Annotated in this window: 12 protein-coding genes; 6 read left to right on the forward strand and 6 right to left on the reverse strand. The window is 39.1% G+C overall.

The window, feature by feature from the left end:
• Positions 1-57 precede the first annotated feature (57 nt).
• Positions 58-6,309 carry a trimeric autotransporter adhesin Ata gene (gene ata / locus ACIF8R_RS05370; protein ID WP_396479552.1) on the reverse strand — a complete coding sequence of 2,084 codons (6,252 nt, stop codon included), beginning with the start codon at positions 6,307-6,309 and terminating at the stop codon, positions 58-60.
• Positions 6,310-7,097: 788 nt separating this feature from the next.
• Between ata and lon the strand changes: the two genes are divergently transcribed.
• The 4 genes from lon (at position 7,098) to ACIF8R_RS05390 (ending at position 12,480) form a co-directional block, all read left to right on the forward strand.
• On the forward strand, positions 7,098-9,527 hold the full coding sequence (gene lon, locus ACIF8R_RS05375; RefSeq protein WP_263613189.1) for an endopeptidase La: 2,430 nt from the start codon (positions 7,098-7,100) through the stop codon (positions 9,525-9,527).
• 303 nt (positions 9,528-9,830) lie between these two features.
• Positions 9,831-10,310 carry a 23S rRNA (pseudouridine(1915)-N(3))-methyltransferase RlmH gene (rlmH, locus tag ACIF8R_RS05380; RefSeq protein WP_396479554.1) on the forward strand — a complete coding sequence of 160 codons (480 nt, stop codon included), beginning with the start codon at positions 9,831-9,833 and terminating at the stop codon, positions 10,308-10,310.
• Between the two features lie 112 nt (positions 10,311-10,422).
• Positions 10,423-11,199, forward strand: coding sequence for a dioxygenase (locus ACIF8R_RS05385; protein ID WP_263613187.1), 777 nt, complete (start codon positions 10,423-10,425; stop codon positions 11,197-11,199).
• A 171-nt stretch (positions 11,200-11,370) separates the two neighbouring features.
• Positions 11,371-12,480: an META domain-containing protein gene (locus tag ACIF8R_RS05390; RefSeq protein ID WP_396479556.1), complete on the forward strand. Its 1,110-nt coding sequence runs from the start codon at positions 11,371-11,373 to the stop codon at positions 12,478-12,480.
• Between the two features lie 53 nt (positions 12,481-12,533).
• Here the strand turns inward: ACIF8R_RS05390 and gdhA are convergent, their stop codons facing one another.
• Positions 12,534-13,937, reverse strand: a complete 1,404-nt coding sequence (gene gdhA / locus ACIF8R_RS05395; protein WP_396479558.1) for an NADP-specific glutamate dehydrogenase — start codon at positions 13,935-13,937, stop codon at positions 12,534-12,536.
• 271 nt (positions 13,938-14,208) lie between these two features.
• Between gdhA and ACIF8R_RS05400 the strand changes: the two genes are divergently transcribed.
• Together ACIF8R_RS05400 and nth are read left to right on the forward strand one after the other, a co-directional pair.
• Positions 14,209-15,000: an RnfABCDGE type electron transport complex subunit B gene (locus ACIF8R_RS05400; RefSeq protein WP_396479560.1), complete on the forward strand. Its 792-nt coding sequence runs from the start codon at positions 14,209-14,211 to the stop codon at positions 14,998-15,000.
• Positions 15,001-15,687 carry an endonuclease III gene (gene nth / locus ACIF8R_RS05405; protein ID WP_209046287.1) on the forward strand — a complete coding sequence of 229 codons (687 nt, stop codon included), beginning with the start codon at positions 15,001-15,003 and terminating at the stop codon, positions 15,685-15,687.
• Here nth and ACIF8R_RS05410 read toward each other — a convergent pair.
• From ACIF8R_RS05410 to ACIF8R_RS05425, 4 genes are all read right to left on the reverse strand, one after another.
• Positions 15,684-15,863: a hypothetical protein gene (locus ACIF8R_RS05410; RefSeq protein WP_004703056.1), complete on the reverse strand. Its 180-nt coding sequence runs from the start codon at positions 15,861-15,863 to the stop codon at positions 15,684-15,686. The genes nth and ACIF8R_RS05410 overlap by 4 nt on opposite strands.
• A 71-nt stretch (positions 15,864-15,934) precedes the next feature.
• On the reverse strand, positions 15,935-16,588 hold the full coding sequence (adk, locus tag ACIF8R_RS05415) for an adenylate kinase (RefSeq protein WP_002117671.1): 654 nt from the start codon (positions 16,586-16,588) through the stop codon (positions 15,935-15,937).
• Positions 16,589-16,674: 86 nt separating this feature from the next.
• Positions 16,675-17,988 (reverse strand): hypothetical protein, encoded by a 1,314-nt coding sequence (locus ACIF8R_RS05420; RefSeq protein ID WP_263613182.1) that lies wholly within the window; start codon positions 17,986-17,988, stop codon positions 16,675-16,677.
• A 61-nt stretch (positions 17,989-18,049) separates the two neighbouring features.
• Positions 18,050-18,568 carry a hypothetical protein gene (locus ACIF8R_RS05425; RefSeq protein ID WP_263613181.1) on the reverse strand — a complete coding sequence of 173 codons (519 nt, stop codon included), beginning with the start codon at positions 18,566-18,568 and terminating at the stop codon, positions 18,050-18,052.
• Positions 18,569-18,616: the final 48 nt, after the last annotated feature.

The raw sequence follows: 18,616 nt of genomic DNA on the forward strand, positions 1-18,616 counted from the left end.
TATAATCTCTTTAATCTGTCGAGCAAGGAGAGCATTGCTACTCTCCTAACCAGTTTCTTAGTTAATAACACCACTGATACCAATACGAACGCTTGGCTCACCTTGAGATGCAGCTGCCACACCACCTGTGATTGACCAACGACCATTGTCAGATGTTTTACGTAAGGTCACACCGACAGCATTTTCACCACCATGATATGCAGCACCAACAGCATAGGTATATTTACCTGCGACAAACGGCGCATTTTCTAAAGCCATAGCAGCGGCAATACCCGCATTGGCTTTTTTCTCAACGTCATCAATGCGTTTATTGGTGTCATAGAAGACTTGTTGTAACTGATCACCCAGATTGGTAATTTTGTTGCCCAATTCTTGGTTCGACTGATTTAACGTACCAATTGCATCGTTAATATTGTCTTTGCCCGTTCCACCAATGTTTTTAGTCGTGATTGAACCATCACTATTAACAGTTGTATTTCCACCAATACTGTTTTTAATACTGTTTGAAATATTATGGATTTGGCCACCATTTACGGCTTGGTTCGAACCAGCTTTAATCTCGCCATCTTTGACACCTTGGACAACTCGATCACCGTCCTTACCAGCCATATTTACGCTAGTACCACCCGTGTCTTTACCAACCGTGATTTCACCATTTGGTTTTTGCTGTTGAACTAACCCAGCTTTACCATTAGAAATGTTGTCGATGTTGTTTTGAATGTTCTTAATATCATTCGAGTTCTTATCGACTTGATTTTGAACATTCCATAATTGACCACCATTTACGGCGTCTTTAGAGCCTTCAGCAACTTTACCATCAGCTACATTTTTCAAATTGGTACCTTTATCTCCACCACCTAAAGTGACTGAGTTTTTATCAACATTGCCATTTTTATCTTTGTCATACTGCACCGCATGATCAGAAAGTTTGCCAATATCTTTACCAATTTGATCTTTAACTTCATTAATTTGCTTATCTAACTGGCCTTTATTCACTGCATCTTTTGCATTAACACCATCTGCAAGATTGGTAATTTGCTTACTTCCCGCATCAATACCATTAATTGTAATACTTGGACCACCTTTAATGATAAGACCTTGTTGATTCAAGACATGACCACCAACATTTACACTGTCGAACTTCACATCTTTTAGCATCTCGATTTTGATGCCATCTTGTGTAGTACGAGTAATAATGTTTTCACCGCTGGTTCTATCTTCAGCAGTTTCTGGATTAGCCCCACCCACAATATTAATGGTGTCACCAAGCTTACGATGGACAGCTTTACCCTGAGTTGCTTTCTGGTCATTTGCACCAAAATTCAGCCCTTTTTGGGTCAAGTCATTTACACCGTTGGTAACTTTCTCATCTACCGACTTGATAGCATCATTGATGTTGTTTTTACCCGTGCCACCAATGTTATTAGTCGTCAGGCTACCGTCTGGGTTTACAACTGTATTTCCCCCAATACTATTTTTAATACTTGTTGAGATGTTATGAACCTGACTGCCATTTACCGCATCTTTAGAATTTTGTGTAATCACGCCATTCGCGACATCAGTAATTTTCTTACCGCCAGCATTAATGCCATCTTTAGTCATACTTGGACCATCTTTAATAGTCAAACCATTATGATTAAGTACGTTATCGCCCGCAGTTACGCTGTCTAATGTCAGATCTTTTTTGGTCGCTACCTCGTAGTTAGTACTGCCATCTTTATTTACAGTTTGTTTTACAACAATGTTGTCACCTTCAGTTACAGTCGTTTTTGCTTTAGTTGCAGTATTTTTCACTTCACTAATTGCATCATTAATATTGTTTTTACCCGTGCCGCCAATGTTATTGGTCGTCAGGCTACCGTCTGGATTTACAACTGTATTTCCACCAATGCTGTTTTTAATACTGTTTGAAATATTATGAATCTGGCTACCATTTACTGCTTCTTTTGAAGTCGATGAAATGTTACCTGCTTTCACGTTATCTAAAACCGTACCATCCTTACCTTTTAAAGTAACTTTGTCTTTGGTTTTAGCGTCATCGTATTTCACTGCAGCATCATCAGTTGCATTTTGCTTGGCAGCAAGATCATCTAGCTGACCTTTATTGACTGCATCTTTAGCATTTACACCATCTGCTACATTGGTAATTTGTTTGCCGCTAGCATTAATACCTTCTTTGGTAATGCTTGGACCATCTTTAATCGTCAGACCATTATTGTTTAAAGTGGTATTGCCAGTAGTCACACTGTCAAACTTCGAGTCTTTTAATAACTCAATCTGGATACCATCTTGAGTGGTACGGGTAATGACATTTTCACCACTGGTCTTAGCTGCCGGAGTTGAAGCAGCTGCACCACCCACGATATTGAGCTTGTCACCAAGTTTACGATGTACATCTGCACCACTGTTGCCAGCAAAGTTCAAGCCTTTGTTTTCAACATCCTTAATACCGTTTGTAACTTTGTCATCTACAGACTTGATTGCATCATTGATGTTGTTTTTACCTGTTCCACCAATGTTATTCGTGGTTAAACTACCGTCTGGGTTTACAACTGTATTTCCACCAATACTGTTTTTAATACTGTTTGAAATATTGTGAATCTGGCTACCATTTACTGCTTCTTTTGAAGTCGCTGAAATGTTGCCTGCTTTCACATTATCTAAAACTGTGCCGTCTTTACCTTTTAAGGTGACTTTATCTTTAGTTTTAGCATCATCGTATTTCACCGCAGCATCATCAGTTGCATTTTGCTTGGCAGCAAGATCATCTAACTGACCTTTATTCACTGCATCTTTAGCATTTACACCATCAGCCACATTGGTAATTTGTTTACCACCCGCATTAATACCTTCTTTAGTAATGCTTGGACCTTCTTTAATGGTTAAGCCATTATTGTTTAAAGTGGTATTGCCAGTAGTCACACTGTCAAACTTCGAGTCTTTTAATAACTCTATCTGAATACCATCTTGAGTGGTACGGGTAATAACATTTTCACCGCTGGTCTTAGCCGCCGGAGTTGAAGCAGCTGCACCACCCACAATATTAAGCTTCTCGCCAAGTTTACGATGTACGTCTGCACCACTATTACCAGCAAAATCCAAGCCTTTGTTTTCAAGTTCAGTCTTGGTGTTGTCGATTTTGCTATTCAGTTCAGTTTTCGTATTACCAATCGTGTTGTTTAACTCAGTTTTAGTGTCATTAATCTGAGTTGTTAACTGATCTTTGGTATTGTTTAACTTGGTGTTGGTATCGGTAATTTGATTACCAAGATCATTCTTAGCATCATTTAAACTCTTGTTGGTATCTGCGATCTGATTACCCAAATCTTTTTTCGCATCATTTAACTGATTATTTGTATCAGTGATTTTGCCATTTAAGCTCTCTTTTACTTTGATGAGCTGATCAACATTCACTGCATCTTTGGCATTTACACCATCTGCAACATTGGTAATTTGTTTGCCACCTGCATTAATACCGTCTTTAGTAATGCTTGGACCGTCTTTAATAGCCAAACCATTGTTGTTCAAAGTGGTGTTACCAGTAGTCACACTGTCAAATTTTGAGTCTTTTAACAATTCAATCTGAATACCATCTTGAGTGGTACGGGTAATAACATTTTCACCGCTTGTTTTTGACGCTGGAGTTGAAGCATCCGCACCACCTATAATGGTGAGCTTGTCACCAAGTTTACGGTGTACATCTGCACCGCTATTACCAGCAAAGTTTAAGCCTTTGTTTTCAAGCTCGGTCTTGGTGTTGTCGATTTTGCTATTCAGTTCAGTTTTCGTATTACCAATCGTGTTGTTTAACTCAGTTTTAGTGTCATTAATCTGAGTTGTTAACTGATCTTTGGTATTGTTTAACTTGGTGTTTGTATCCGTAATCTGGTTACCCAAGTCAGTTTTTGTATCATCTAACTTTTGATTTAGATTGGTAATATTCTGAGCATTTTTACTAATATTGCTCGCGTTTTGATTTACACGTCCATCAACATTTTTAAGCTGACGTACTGTTACCGCATCTGAGTCAGCTGAGCCATCTTCAACATTAGTAATACGGCGTTCTTTTCCAGCCGACCCAACAGAAATAACACCATTAGATTTAGAAGCATCACGATTGGTCAGGAAAGAACTTCCTGTCGCTTCGGTTGCTACAGCATCTTGGCCTAAAGCAACACTATTTTTAGCTTCTACTTTACTGCGTGCACCTAAAGCTACACCACCTTCAACCAAAGACTGGGCACCTTGACCAACTGCAACTGCATTTTCTTGGTCAGCAATTGCACCACCACCAATGGCTGCAGCATTTTTACCCGTTGCTTTTGCACCGCCACCTACAGCAGCAGCATTTTCATTTGTAGCCTCAGCCCCTTTACCAATTGCAGCCGAGTTATCGCCTGTTGCTTGGGCACCACTACCAATTGCAGCAGCACTGTTTCCAGTTGCTTTTGCACCTTCACCTGGTTTGTTACCAGAGCCAATTGCTGTTGAATTTGTACCCGATGCCAATGAGTTAATACCCATTGCCGATGCACCATCACCTGTTGCTTGAGCAACCGCACCAAATGCAGCAGCCCCTTTACCCGAAGCATTTGACATGACGCCAAAAGCTGATGAAGCGTCACCTGTTGCTTTAGAGGTCATACCAAATGCAGAAGAAAATGCGCCTGTACCTACAGCTTGAGTACCGACAGCCGTTGAGCCGTGATTTGCTTCAGTTGTTGGATAGCTGCCTGCTTTAAGCACACCACCCGTAATTTCTGTATAAGTTTTACTCAGCTCAGCATCTTGGGCGATTTTATCGACATCATCACCACCAATTGCAACAGAAGAGTTCCCTCTTGCAATGACATCCGCACCAATCGCAATCGACTGATCTCCAATCGCTTTTGTCTGATCACCAATCGCAATCGACTGATTGCTATAGCCAGACGGTGTACCTTCTGCTCCTTTAGTCGATGCATTACGGCCGATAGCAACATCCCCACGACCAATCGTTTGACTGCTACTACCCATTGAAATTGCGCCAGAACCCATCGCCTGTGCATATGCACCAATCGCCATTGCCTCACGACCAGCAGCAGAAGTATTCACACCAACAGCAATTGCATTACGTCCAGTTGCCCCATCATTTTCAAAGTTACCACCTTGCTGACCGTTATCATTAATACTGACATAGTGAGTACGAGCAGCTTTTAACTGGCGTATAGTAGCAGCGTCAGAATCTGCAGCGCCGTCTGCTACGTTTTGAATACGGCGCTCACTTCCCACGTCACCAATTGATAAAACACCAGTTGGAGCGGATTGTTTAGTTAAGAAACTTTCACCCGTAGCCTGGACTGCTTTTGAATCTTTACCTACAGCAATACTATTTTCAGCTTCTGAACGCGCACCTTTACCAATTGCGACACCACCATCGAAAGTAGCCTCAGCTTGGTCTCCAATCACAACTGCATTATCTTTTTGTGCTTTTGCGCCTGTACCAATCGCAACAGACTTTTTACCTTTAGATTCTGAAAATGCACCAATCGCTAAAGCATTTTCCTCAGTGGCAACTGCGCCACCACCAAACGCAATCGAGTCCTTACCCGTTGCTTTTGTTGCCATTTTAGGCTGATAAGCAGCGCCTGCTTGCCCCGCAACTGGGTCAGCGTTTTCAATATCTGGCGAACCAATTGCAATTGAACGGTAACCTTCTGCCGTTGCCGAGTGACCAATTGCTAACGAGCCTTTACCTGTAGCTGCTGCAACATTACCAATGGCTTGAGAAAAATCGGCAGTCGCGGCAGATTGGCGCCCAAGTGCAAGAGCGGTATTTCCAGAAGATAAAGCACCTGTACCAATTGCGACACCTGAAATACCTTGAGTTGTCGCATAAGAACCAATTGCTGTACCTAAACCTTTCTCAACTACGGCGCCAGTACCCACACTGATCGCCCCGCCTTGTTTCATTGCGCCAGCATAAGCACCAGTAGAATTATTATAAGGATTATTACGATTTGCGATGTTAGAGCCTGTTCTGTCTTGAGTTTGGGCTCCACAACCAATAGCGACATCTTTTTCATTAGCAGTACTTGCATTCCCTTCACGACAAGAAGTTGTACCTGAAATAGATGTTCCTTGGCCTACTCCTCCGTCGGTATTTGTCCCTGCGAAAGTATTTGGAGCAAAACTAATTACACCAGTTAAAACTACCGCTGATACATTTAAAGTTTTTGATTTAGTCTTTGTTTTACCTTTTGCAATTTCAGATGTTGCAACCCATGCTCCAATCGAAGCATTCCAAATGACCTTATAAACTTTATTCATAAAACTTCTCAGACAAATACCAAACTCAAAGGCCAATAAAAATGTACAAATACATTTTTAAAATTTTCAGCCCCAAAAAAAGAGGCGGCATCCTAATTGAATAAATTTAAAGGGTAAATATAAAAATAAAATAACGAGAAGGAAGATTGTGATTTTAATCACAAATTATATTTTTATAATTAATTTTAAATTATTGAATTTAATAAATAAAAAATTAATTAACGACAGAGTGTTTTGTTTTTGTTAAAAATAAGTAAACTTATTTTAAAATAGAATAATAACCCTAAATATATGTTTAATTTTTATGAAATTAATAAAAATAAATACGTTTTAAAATACATATGTATATTATAAAAATAGAACATTAACTCTAAAATAAATATCATTATTAATATAATTATTCAGCAAAAATCCCCATTTTAAATACAGCTGTATATTATAAATAATAGTGTATTTATTCTACTCACAATAAATTATAAAATAAATAAAATTTTAAATATACTTAACAAAAACAATTATTATAAAATAAAACTAAATAAAGCATGTGTTTCGAAAACTGACCTCCTTACTTGTACGGCAAAGACTAATTATTAAGTAAAGATGCTTAGCTTCACTACAAAATTTTATTCTTCTTAAGAATTAATCTATTGATTCATAACATTTTAAAAAAAAAGTTGACTAAATTAGTCCTTTTTTCAACATTTTCTATTGTCATGCCCTTGTAATTTTTAAAATACACATCACTATAAAAAACATGGCAACCTCGTTGTCACTCATTAGGAGTGCCCATGTCTGAACTTATTATGAATGAAAAAACTGACTTAGAGCCTCAGGTTCCAAGTGTATTACCACTATTAGCCTTACGTGATGTGGTGGTTTATCCACACATGCAAATTGCGCTATTCGTGGGTCGTGAAAAATCGATCAATGCAGTTGATGTGGCTCGTAACAGTGACAATTTAGTATTTGTAGTTGCGCAAAAAGATTCGCTTACAGAAGAAATTGATCACGACAATTTATACCAGTACGGTACAGTCGCTAAGATTGTACAAGTAGTTAATCATGAAAATGATGAAAACTGCATTAAAGTACTTATTGAAGGCTTACATCGTTCTAAGCTCACAAAAATTATCGATGAAGATAGTTATTTGACTGCTGAACACGATTTAAGTCCAATGACTATTAATGTAGATAAGGCAACTCAAGAAACTCGTTTACAAGAGTTACGTAACTTATTTGCTCAATATGCAGAAGCAAAATTACGTAATGCACGTGAACTAGTTGCAGCTGCCAATAAAATCGAAGACTTATTGCAACTTATGTTCTTCGTAGCAACTCGTGTACCTCTAAATATTGAAATTAAACAGAAGTTTTTAGAGCACGATGAGTTTGAAGCACATTTGCAAGAGTTAATGAACTACTTGATGAATCAATCTGCTGAACAGCAAATTGAGCAAACTTTACATGACAGCGTAAAACGCCAAATGGAAAAGAACCAACGTGAATACTTTCTAAATGAAAAAATGAAAGTCATTCAACGTGAACTTTCTGATATGAATGGCGGTGCTGAAGATGACGTTGCTGAAATTGAGAAACGTCTTGCTGAAGCTGATTTACCTGAACACGTACGCAAAAAAGCTGAAGCTGAGTTCCGTAAACTTAAAGCAATGCAGCCAGCATCTAGTGAAGCTGCCGTTGTACGTAACTATCTAGAAGTAATTTTAGATACGCCATGGAACAAAGCGAGCAAAGTCAGTATTAACTTAGCCAAAGCACAAGAAATTCTTGATGCTGACCACTATGGTCTTGATGATGTTAAAGACCGTATTGTTGAATATTTAGCTGTTCAATCACGTGTGAAAAAACTCAAAGGCCCTATCCTTTGTTTAGTAGGTCCTCCGGGGGTTGGTAAAACTTCACTCGGTGAATCAGTAGCTAAAGCAACAGGTCGTGAATTTGTTCGCATGGCGCTTGGTGGCGTACGTGATGAAGCAGAAATTCGTGGACACCGTCGTACTTATATTGGTGCGATGCCAGGTAAAATTGTGCAGTCTTTAACAAAAGTTGGCGTGAAGAACCCATTGTTCTTACTCGACGAAATTGACAAGATGGCGCAAGACTACCGTGGTGACCCAGCTTCTGCATTGCTTGAAGTACTTGATCCATCACAAAACAGTAAGTTCAACGATCACTATTTAGATCTTGATCTTGACCTTTCTGAAGTCATGTTCATCTGTACCGCAAACAGTATGAATATTCCAGAAGCATTACTGGACCGTATGGAAGTCATTCGTCTACCGGGTTATACCGAAGATGAAAAAGTAAACATTGCTGAGCGTTACCTTGTTCCTAAAGCAATTAAGAACAACGGATTACGTGCAAAAGAGTTAACAATTCATGAAGAAGCGATTCGTGACATTGTTCAACGCTATACACGTGAAGCTGGTGTTCGTAGTTTAGAACGTGAAGTTTCTAAAATTGCGCGTAAAGTGGTAAAAGAAGCGGTAAGTAAAAAGTCTAAAAACTTACAGCTTGACGTTACCTCTGCCAATCTTCCTGAATACCTAGGTCCACACAAATTTGACTTTGGTATGGCTGAAGATGAAGCACAAGTAGGCCGTGTAAATGGCTTAGCATGGACTTCTGTTGGTGGTGAGTTACTTACTATTGAAGTTGCAGCTGTTAAAGGTAAAGGTAAATTTATTACAACCGGTTCACTCGGTGACGTAATGAAAGAATCAATTACCGCAGCAATGACTGTAGTACGTACACGTGCTGACGAACTTGGTATTGAAGCATCTCGTTTTGAAGAAACTGATGTACACGTTCACTTACCTGAAGGTGCAACTCCAAAAGATGGTCCATCTGCTGGTTTAGCATTAACAACTGCACTTGTATCAGCATTTACTGGTATTGCGATTCGTCCAGATATCGCAATGACAGGTGAAACAAGTCTTGGTGGTCGTGCGATGCGTATCGGTGGCTTGAAAGAGAAACTTCTAGCTGCACATCGTGGTGGAATTAAGCTGGTCTTTATTCCTCAAGATAACGTTCGTGATTTGGCAGAGATTCCTGACAATGTGAAAGAAGGATTAGAAATTAAAGCTGTGAAAAGCATTGATGAAATCTTACCTTTAGCATTAACTTCAATGCCAAAGCCTTTACCTAAAACACCGATTGTAAAACCGGTAGAAGGCTCAAAAGCAGCGCGTCACTAATTTATAAAATAGAAAAAAGAGAGCTTTGGCTCTCTTTTTTTTGTTACATAATTTGATTGAAAAATATCCAACCTCCCTCATAATAAGAAGTGAGAGTAATTAATTTTATTATTTGCTCTTGTCTATCTTATGTCACAGATAGCCTTGTTTTTATTCTCTATGGTCATCTGAACTCCAGACAGATGATCATTTGATCGCAGTCCAACACCATTTTTTGGACTGCGTTTTTTATGCCCACTTACTGCCCCGCAGTTATTGTCTCCTCAGGTATAATATGTCAGCTGTTTTGACTGAATAGACCACATGAAAATTCGTATTCTGACCATTGGTCAAAAAATGCCTGCTTGGGTACTTACTGGTTTTGAAGATTATTTCAAACGCATCCAACCTTTTGTCCAGACTCAAGTGATTGAACTTCCAATGGCAAAACGGGGAAAAAACGACTCGGAAGCAGATATTTTGAAATACTGCCAACTTGAAGGTGAAAGTATTTTAAATGCTTTAAAACCAAACGAGACGCTCATTGCTTTAGAAGTGGGTGGACGTGAGCTCAGTACAGAAAAACTGGCTGACACCATGAAACAATGGATGCTTGAAGGTAATGATGTTGCATTGGCTATTGGTGGCCCAGATGGTTTGTCAGATCAAGTACGTAAAGCGGCTGCTTGGCATTGGTCACTTTCAAAACTTACCATGCCCCATCCTTTAGTACGTGTTTTATTAATCGAGCAGCTTTACCGAGCGATGAGCATTAATCATAATCATCCCTATCACCGTGCATAAAAAGAACAAACGTTTCATTTTAAGAACAATCCGTTGAAATCAGGATACTTTTAACATGTCCTGATTTTGGCATAATGACTATTATTCTGCTTTTCAACTCAGGTGTAATGAAATGGAACTACAAACCCTTCCCGGACTGTTTATTTCACATGGTTCACCCATGCTTGCACTTGATCCAGAACAAGTGGGTCCTGCTTTACACCGTCTTGGTATAAATCTACCTACTCCAAAGGCAATCATCGTGATGTCTGCTCACTGGGAAAGTAAAGCACTTGAAGTAAGTAGTTCGACTCGTCCGGAAACATGGCATGACTTTCGTGGTTTCCCACCAGAGTTGTACGAGATTCGCTATAGCGCACCTGGTCAACCAGAACTTGCCGAAGAAATATTGAAATTATTGGCAGATGCTCATTTTGTTGCACATGCCAATAGTACTCGTCCTCGCGACCACGGTGTATGGATGCCTCTTTTACACATGTATCCAGATGCGGATATTCCCGTTGTTGAAATTTCTTTGCCGATGACCTTAAGCGCACAAGAAATTTATCGAATTGGACAAACGCTTGCACCTTTACGTGAAAAGCAAATTTTATTGATTGGTTCTGGAAGTATTACCCATAATCTTGCTGAGTTGTCTTGGCAAGGAGATAACTCTAAAGTTCCTGAATGGGCTTCAACTTTTAGAAATACTGTCGTTAATAAACTTTCACATCAAGATTACGATGGCGTTTTGGAATGGCAATCACTACCTTATATAAAACGTAATCATCCAACTCTTGAACATTTTGCACCTTTGTTTTTTGCTATGGGAACTGGTCATCGTTTTACGATTGTTCACAGTAGCTTCACAATGGGCTCATTGGGTATGGATATATATCGTTTTGATTAATTTTTAGGAAATACCCCGTTCTTCGCGGGGTATACCATTATTTTTATGAAAAATTCGAATAATTTACAAACTTATACATTTTGAAAACCGAAACAATCATATGTTTACATTTTCTTTTTTTAAGAATGTTTTAAGCTTAGTGCTGTTGTTTTTTTACTTGAAGTTTTTTAAATGAAAATTAAATATTTAATTCTTGCGTTGTTACCTTTTTCTTTGATGGCGTGTCAAACAGTTTCAAATACTCAAGCTCCAATTGTATCTGAGCAACAACAAAATCTTGCAGCAACTTTAAGTGAATATGCTTGGACTTATCAAAATGTAAAAGCATCTAAGCCACTTGTTCTTAACTTTAATGCAGATGGTAAATTAGCAATTAACACAGGTTGTAATGGTCAAGGTGGTACTTGGAAAGTTGAAGGCAACCAACTTGTAACCTCTCCTCTTGCATCAACAATGATGGCTTGCCAAGACGATTTAATGAAACAAGAACAATTGTCTAATAGCATCTTTAGTGAAGCAAAATTGCCAATCGAAATTAGTAATAGCAATGGTCAGGTAATCTTAAGCGTGACAGATAAAGCAGGTCAAAAGCATATTTTCCAAGGTGTAAAAGCAACTAATACTCAAGCTTTAACTGATTATTCATGGTCATACCAACCTGAAAATACTAAAAAGCCGATCGTTCTTAACTTCACAAACGACCGTTTATCGATCGCAACAGGTTGTAACCGCCAAGGTACTACTTGGAAAGTTGAAAACAATACCATCGTAACTGCTGATGTAATGTCGACTATGATGGCGTGTGAACCTGCTTTAATGAAACAGGAACAATTCTCTAGCAGCCTGTTCCAAAAACGTGCGATTCCATTCGAACTTAATACAACAAATACTGATCAACCAACATTAACTATCGTTGATGCTCAAGGTCAGAAATATACGTTTACAGGTAAAATGACACCTGAAGCAAAATACCAGTCTGAAGGTAAAACTGTTTTCCTTGAAGTAGCGCCAGAAACTAAATCTTGTACGGGTGTTGCGCCACAAACTTGCTTGCAAGTTCGTGAAGTTAAATATGATGACAAAGGCGTAAAAACTTATGCCGACAAAAACTGGTCATTATATTATGGTCAAATCGAAGGTTTTGAACACAATCCAAACCAACGCGTAATCTTACGTGTAAAACGCTTTGAAGTGAAAAACCCAGCAGCAGATCAATCTAGCCAAGCAGATGTTTTAGATATGGTTGTAGAGCAAGAAATGGTTAAAAAGCCTAAAAAATAATTTTTAGACTAAAAAAATCCGATGCTTTTGCATCGGATTTTTTATTTCTACAATTAATAAATACCTTGTGCAAGCATCGCATCAGCAACTTTTACAAAGCCTGCAATATTGGCACCATCTACATAGTTCACAGTACCGTCTTCTTTAGTACCGTATCTAACACAATTGGCATGAATATCTTTCATAATTGCATGTAAGCGTTCATCGACCTCAGCATGTGTCCAGCCTAAACGAATTGCATTTTGAGACATTTCTAAACCAGAAGTTGCTACTCCACCCGCATTAGATGCTTTACCCGGAGCATATAAAATCTTAGCTTCAATAAAATGTTCAACAGCTTCAAGTGTAGATGGCATGTTAGCGCCTTCAGCTACACAAATGACACCATTGGCGATCAGTGTTTTAGCATCTTCACCAGTTAGTTCATTTTGTGTTGCACATGGTAAAGCAATATCTACAGGAATATGCCAAGGTGTTTTACCTTCAAAATATTCAAAACCATGTTTAGAAGCAAACTCCGAAATACGTCCACGTTTAACGTTTTTGAGCTCCATGACTTCTGCCAGCAATTCATCTGTAAAGCCATTTTTTAAATAAACTGTGCCATTAGAGTCCGATAAAGTAACCACTTTCGCACCTAAGAACATTGCCTTCTCTGCCGCATATTGGGCAACGTTACCAGAACCAGATACTGAAACAGTTTTACCAGCAAAAGATAGCCCACGTGTTTTTAGCATTTCTTCTGCAAAATAAACCGTACCATAGCCTGTAGCTTCCGGACGCATTAAGCTACCGCCAAATGAAATTCCTTTACCAGTAAACACGCATGCCGTGTCATTACTGAGTTTTTTCATCATGCCAGCCATATAACCCACTTCACGCGCACCCACACCAATATCTCCAGCTGGGATGTCAGTATTTGGACCTAAATGACGGTAAAGCTCGATCATGAGTGCCTGACAGAATCGCATAATTTCAGCATCAGATTTACCTTTAGGGTTAAAATCTGAACCACCTTTTCCTCCACCCATTGGCAAAGTCGTCAGTGAGTTTTTAAAAGTTTGCTCAAATCCTAAAAATTTTAAAATAGATAAGTTGACCGATGGATGGAAACGCATTCCACCTTTAAATGGACCAATTGCTGAATTGTATTGAACGCGAAAAGCGCGGTTAACTTGAGTCTGGCCTTGATCGTCCATCCATGAAACACGAAATTGAATCACACGCTCTGGTTCAACTAGGCGTTCTAATAATCCCTGCTCTGCATATTCCGGATTTTTTTCAATAAATGGCCACAAGCTTGTCATGACTTCTTCGACAGCTTGTAAAAACTCAGGTTGATGCGGATCACGCGCTTGCACGTAATTCAGGAATTCATTCAGATTGTTATATTTCAATGCACGGTCCTCAGCATAGTAATGAATTAAATTGGTGCAATACATTTTAAAATGCATCATTTAGCAGCAAAATATTAAATCCCTTTCCATCAATTTTAACAATAGTTATTTTAAATTATTTTATTTTACTTAATTATCATAAACTTAATTTTAGAAAAACTTCCTAAAAATCAGAAATAGTCATTTATCTTTTCACTTTTATTGATCTATTATTGTGCAACATTAGCTACATTTTAGGTCAGTTAAAAAGCCAATAAATTCGTTAAAATCCATTGACCTTACTTAGGTTTTTCTTCATTATCGCATCGTTTTAAGCAAGCTATTTTCCTCTATGAATCCATCTATTTCTCTCATACGCGAGATTGATGCGTTATTACCACAAACACAATGTGGTTTGTGTGGACACCGTGACGGTTGTCTACCTTACGCAAAGTCCATTGCTGAAGGTGAAGAAGCAAATAAATGTGTTCCTGGTGGACAGCCAGTGGCTGATGCGCTCGCAAAATTATTAAATCGCTCATCGTTACCTGCTGAAACAAGTGTTTGGCCTGTACAAGCCGATGGACGCCCACAACGCATGAAAGCGATTATTCGCGCAGACGAATGTATCGGATGTACAAAATGTATTAATGCCTGCCCTGTAGATGCCATTATTGGTAGTGGTAAGCTTATGCATACAATTTTGACTGATCTATGCACAGGTTGTGAGTTATGTATTCCACCCTGCCCAGTTGACTGTATTGATCTGGTCGAAGACACTCAAACATTGCCAAGCGAACAACAACGCATTGCAGAGCAAGATGATTTAAGACAACGTTACTACGCGCATATTCAACGCGAAGAGAAACGTCGTATACATCGTAAAGGCCCTGTGGTACGTGCTGAAATTGATACGCAACTTTTTGCACAGTTCTCTCAAGCACTTGATGATTTGCCTTCAATTCAACTCATTGAGAAGCCGAAAGAAGCAATTGTAAATGATGCAAAAACTACGATTGAATTAGCTAAAATTCGCACACAAATTAAAAAGTTGGAAAAGCAGCTCAGTGTTCGAGAAGATGCAAAAAAACGTCTTCAACTTGATGAACTACAAAAGCAACTCATTCAATTACAGGAGGTCTGAATGGCCGTCAAAAACATGACGAAAAAGCAGATTCAAATTTTCTTTGAACGTCTTCGTGAACAAAGACCTTCTCCAGAAACCGAATTAAAATATTCATCTCCGTTTGAATTGTTAATTGCCGTCATGTTATCGGCACAAGCGACCGATGTTAGCGTAAACAAAGCAACAGATAAGCTTTATCCTGTCGCCAATACTGCTGAAAAAATCTATAACTTAGGTGTAGACGGCTTAAAAGAATATATAAAGACCATTGGCCTTTATAATGCGAAAGCTGAAAATGTCATTAAGACCTGTAAAATTTTAATGGAACAATTTAACGGTGAGGTTCCAAGCAACAGAAAAGACTTGGAAGCTCTACCAGGCGTAGGACGTAAAACAGCTAATGTGGTTTTAAATACAGCATTCGGACAACCGACTATGGCTGTCGACACACATATTTTTCGTGTGGGAAATCGAACCGGCTTAGCAGTAGGCAAAAATGTTCTCGAAGTTGAACATCGCCTAGTTAAGGTAATTCCGAAAGAATTTATTGTAGATGCACATCATTGGTTGATATTACATGGCCGTTACTGCTGTATCGCACGTAAACCAAAATGTTCAGAATGTGTCGTTTCCGATGTATGTAACTGGCCAGACCGCTTTGAATTTGGTGCAATAAAAACGATTCCAACAAAAAACCTCAGTTAATCCTGAGGTTTTTTAATCTGCTGTAATTTAGGATGTAGTTGACGTTCTCGTCCATTCTTTTTATTTTCCAAAGCCTGTTGTTTCTGCACATGACGCAGCATTTTTTGACTTTGATATAGTAAAAATAACAATAGTGCCAGACTCAGCAATACCACTAAAATCAAAATGATTTTCATATCGTTCTCCCGCACTTAATGAAAGAAAAGAGCCCTCACAAAGAGGGCTCTTTATCACAAATAATATTAAATTATTTGTCTAAGATGTTGAACAAATCTTTTTGTACATCTTCAATAGTACGCAAGCCATCAAGCTTGTCATAAGTTGGCGCATTTTCACCAGAAGCAGCACGACCTTGGTAGAAACCAACTAATTGCTCTGTTTCAGTATGATAAGACGCTAGACGCTTACGGATTGTTTCTTCTTGGTCATCTGGACGTTGAACAAGATCTTCACCAGTTTCGTCATCTTTACCTTCCACTTTAGGTGGATTATATACAGTGTGGTAAACACGACCAGAAGCTGGGTGCTGACGGCGACCAGAAAGACGTTTTACGATTTCTTCGTCAGGCACATCAATTTCGATCACATGATCAATGCTGATGCCTTCTTTTTCCAATGCTTCTGCTTGAGGAATAGTACGTGGGAAACCATCGAAAATGCAGCCATTTGCACAGTCAGGTTGAGCAATACGTTCTTTTACTAAACCGATAATGAGTTCATCTGAAACTAAACCGCCAGATTCCATTACACTTTTAGCTTTTAAACCTAATTCAGTACCTTCACGAATCGCAGCACGGAGCATATCACCGGTTGAAATTTGTGGGACATTGTAGCGCTTACAGATCAACTGAGCCTGAGTCCCTTTGCCTGCCCCAGGTGGTCCGAGTAAGATAATGCGCATAAAAAACATCCTCATTTAAAACAATGAATGTGAGGTCCGGCAGATTTAATTTCGTTGATCTTCAATAGATCCTGCCCGACTTCGAATTATAAGAAAGCCACAAACAAATGTATTGTACCAGCAATAAATCCGGTTACCCCACCTAGTACAATAAGAATCCACTCGTCCTCTTGGAATGCTGGACGTAACAAATTCTGAAACTCTTTTGGTGTTAGTTCACGAATACGCTCTTTAAACATTTGAAAAATCTTCTGTGCCCGGCTTGCATTCAGTGCAGGGTCACATACGGGTCCCATCGTAATTTCAATTGAACGATCAATCAAGTCCGTCTTTAATCTTGCGTACTCTCTCGGACCCAAAGAAAGCTGTAAAGATGTTCGAACAAGTGGAGTTTCCATGATTTCGTTAATATGACGTTTAACAATACGACGTGTTTTGTCCTTGCGTGGACCATACATCATTTCTGTCATAATCGATTTTAACGTAATCAGATCTTCTGTCACTACACTAGAGAAGACTTCAGAGACTTCTTCTTGACGCTTCATGAAAGCACCTTGGAAATTATAGGTACCAATTCGTAAAACAGGCACAATCCAAGGGAACTTACGATCTTTTGTTAATCTAAAAATTTGCGGATAACGGATGTAATGCGGCTCGATTGGGTTAAATACCATCCAGATTGCAATCCAGTTGGTTAAAAAGCCCCAAATAGATGCCCAAAACGGTACAGTCCAATGCCATGGCACAACGAACCAAACAACCATCTGGAAAATACCGAAGAACATCCCGATTAAAGCACTAATATGCCAAATAAAGTTGATTTCTTTTTGCCCAACTTTTAAGAACATGCGTACCATTAAACGGCGGTCACCTTCCATTTGGCTTACCACCATTTCACGCATATCAACCAGTGACTCGACATTCATGGTCAGCTCAGTCACTAATTCTCTCAGCACACCAGGTAACTGCTTATGCGCTTGTGCATAAATACGGCGCTTAATCGAATAAGGTAAATTTTCCCAAAGCACTGCATTACGATCGATCATCACTTCATCAATCAAATGCTCAAGTTCAAATCCGACTTGTTCACCAATAATACGTGCCATGTCTTCAGGGTCCATTGCCTCTAAAAACTCACGCAAAGAACCTAATTTGGATAGAGTATTATCGGTAATAATTCCTGAGATACGCCCTGCTTTACGTGGCACAATACCTTGCCAGCCGACTGGCAAAGGACCTAAGTGAAATCCCCAAAATTTAATTGGGTAAAACACCATTTTTAAAGCCATCCACACATGTGCCCATGTGACAAAGGCAGTGACCGGAATGATACTCAAAACGGCCCAAAAATCAGGTCTGTGTAAAAAGGTCTGCCACAATCCGCTGACGTACTCTAACATGTAAGACTCTCGTATTTATTTGTGCTCTGCTTATGGCGAGTTAACGATAAGCTGCTTTGTTTTATAAACCAAAACTTAGAGAATAAGAAAATTGTATTTGCGGTTTCGTATCGGCAGCAACAGCTCCATTCTGGTCAGTCAATTTTTCAGCTGCTCCAATACCCACACTAAACGTACTAATTCTTTCTGAATTCAACAATACATATGCCAAATCGACACCAGCACCTAAGCGAGATTTATACTCTCCGTCTACCGATTTGCTATCAAGATGTCCAGCATAAAAGCCAATATAGTAACCATTTTTATCTGTTCCGGTAAGGTAGTAAGGATAGCGAAATCCAACTTGTCCACCGGCAGTTTTATCACCATTTAAAAATGCACCGACTTTTGCATAAGCAATTCCATAAGGATTTACCCACTCACCATTGAGATGTAACAATTTTTGAGTAAAACCTGCGCCTACATTCCAAGTCGCTGCTTTATGATCTGCTAATTTTGCTTCTGGAAGAAATGAGTAATCTTGAGCATGCGCCCAACTGCTTACTGTCAAAACTGCAAGTAAGGGATAAATTTTTCTCATTATTTTCTCCATTTTCCCTAATCGTATAGTGAGAACAACCCTATTCTA

Origin of the sequence: Acinetobacter sp. ABJ_C4_1 (assembly GCF_044538495.1) — a bacterium.
GTDB lineage: Bacteria > Pseudomonadota > Gammaproteobacteria > Pseudomonadales > Moraxellaceae > Acinetobacter > Acinetobacter nosocomialis_A.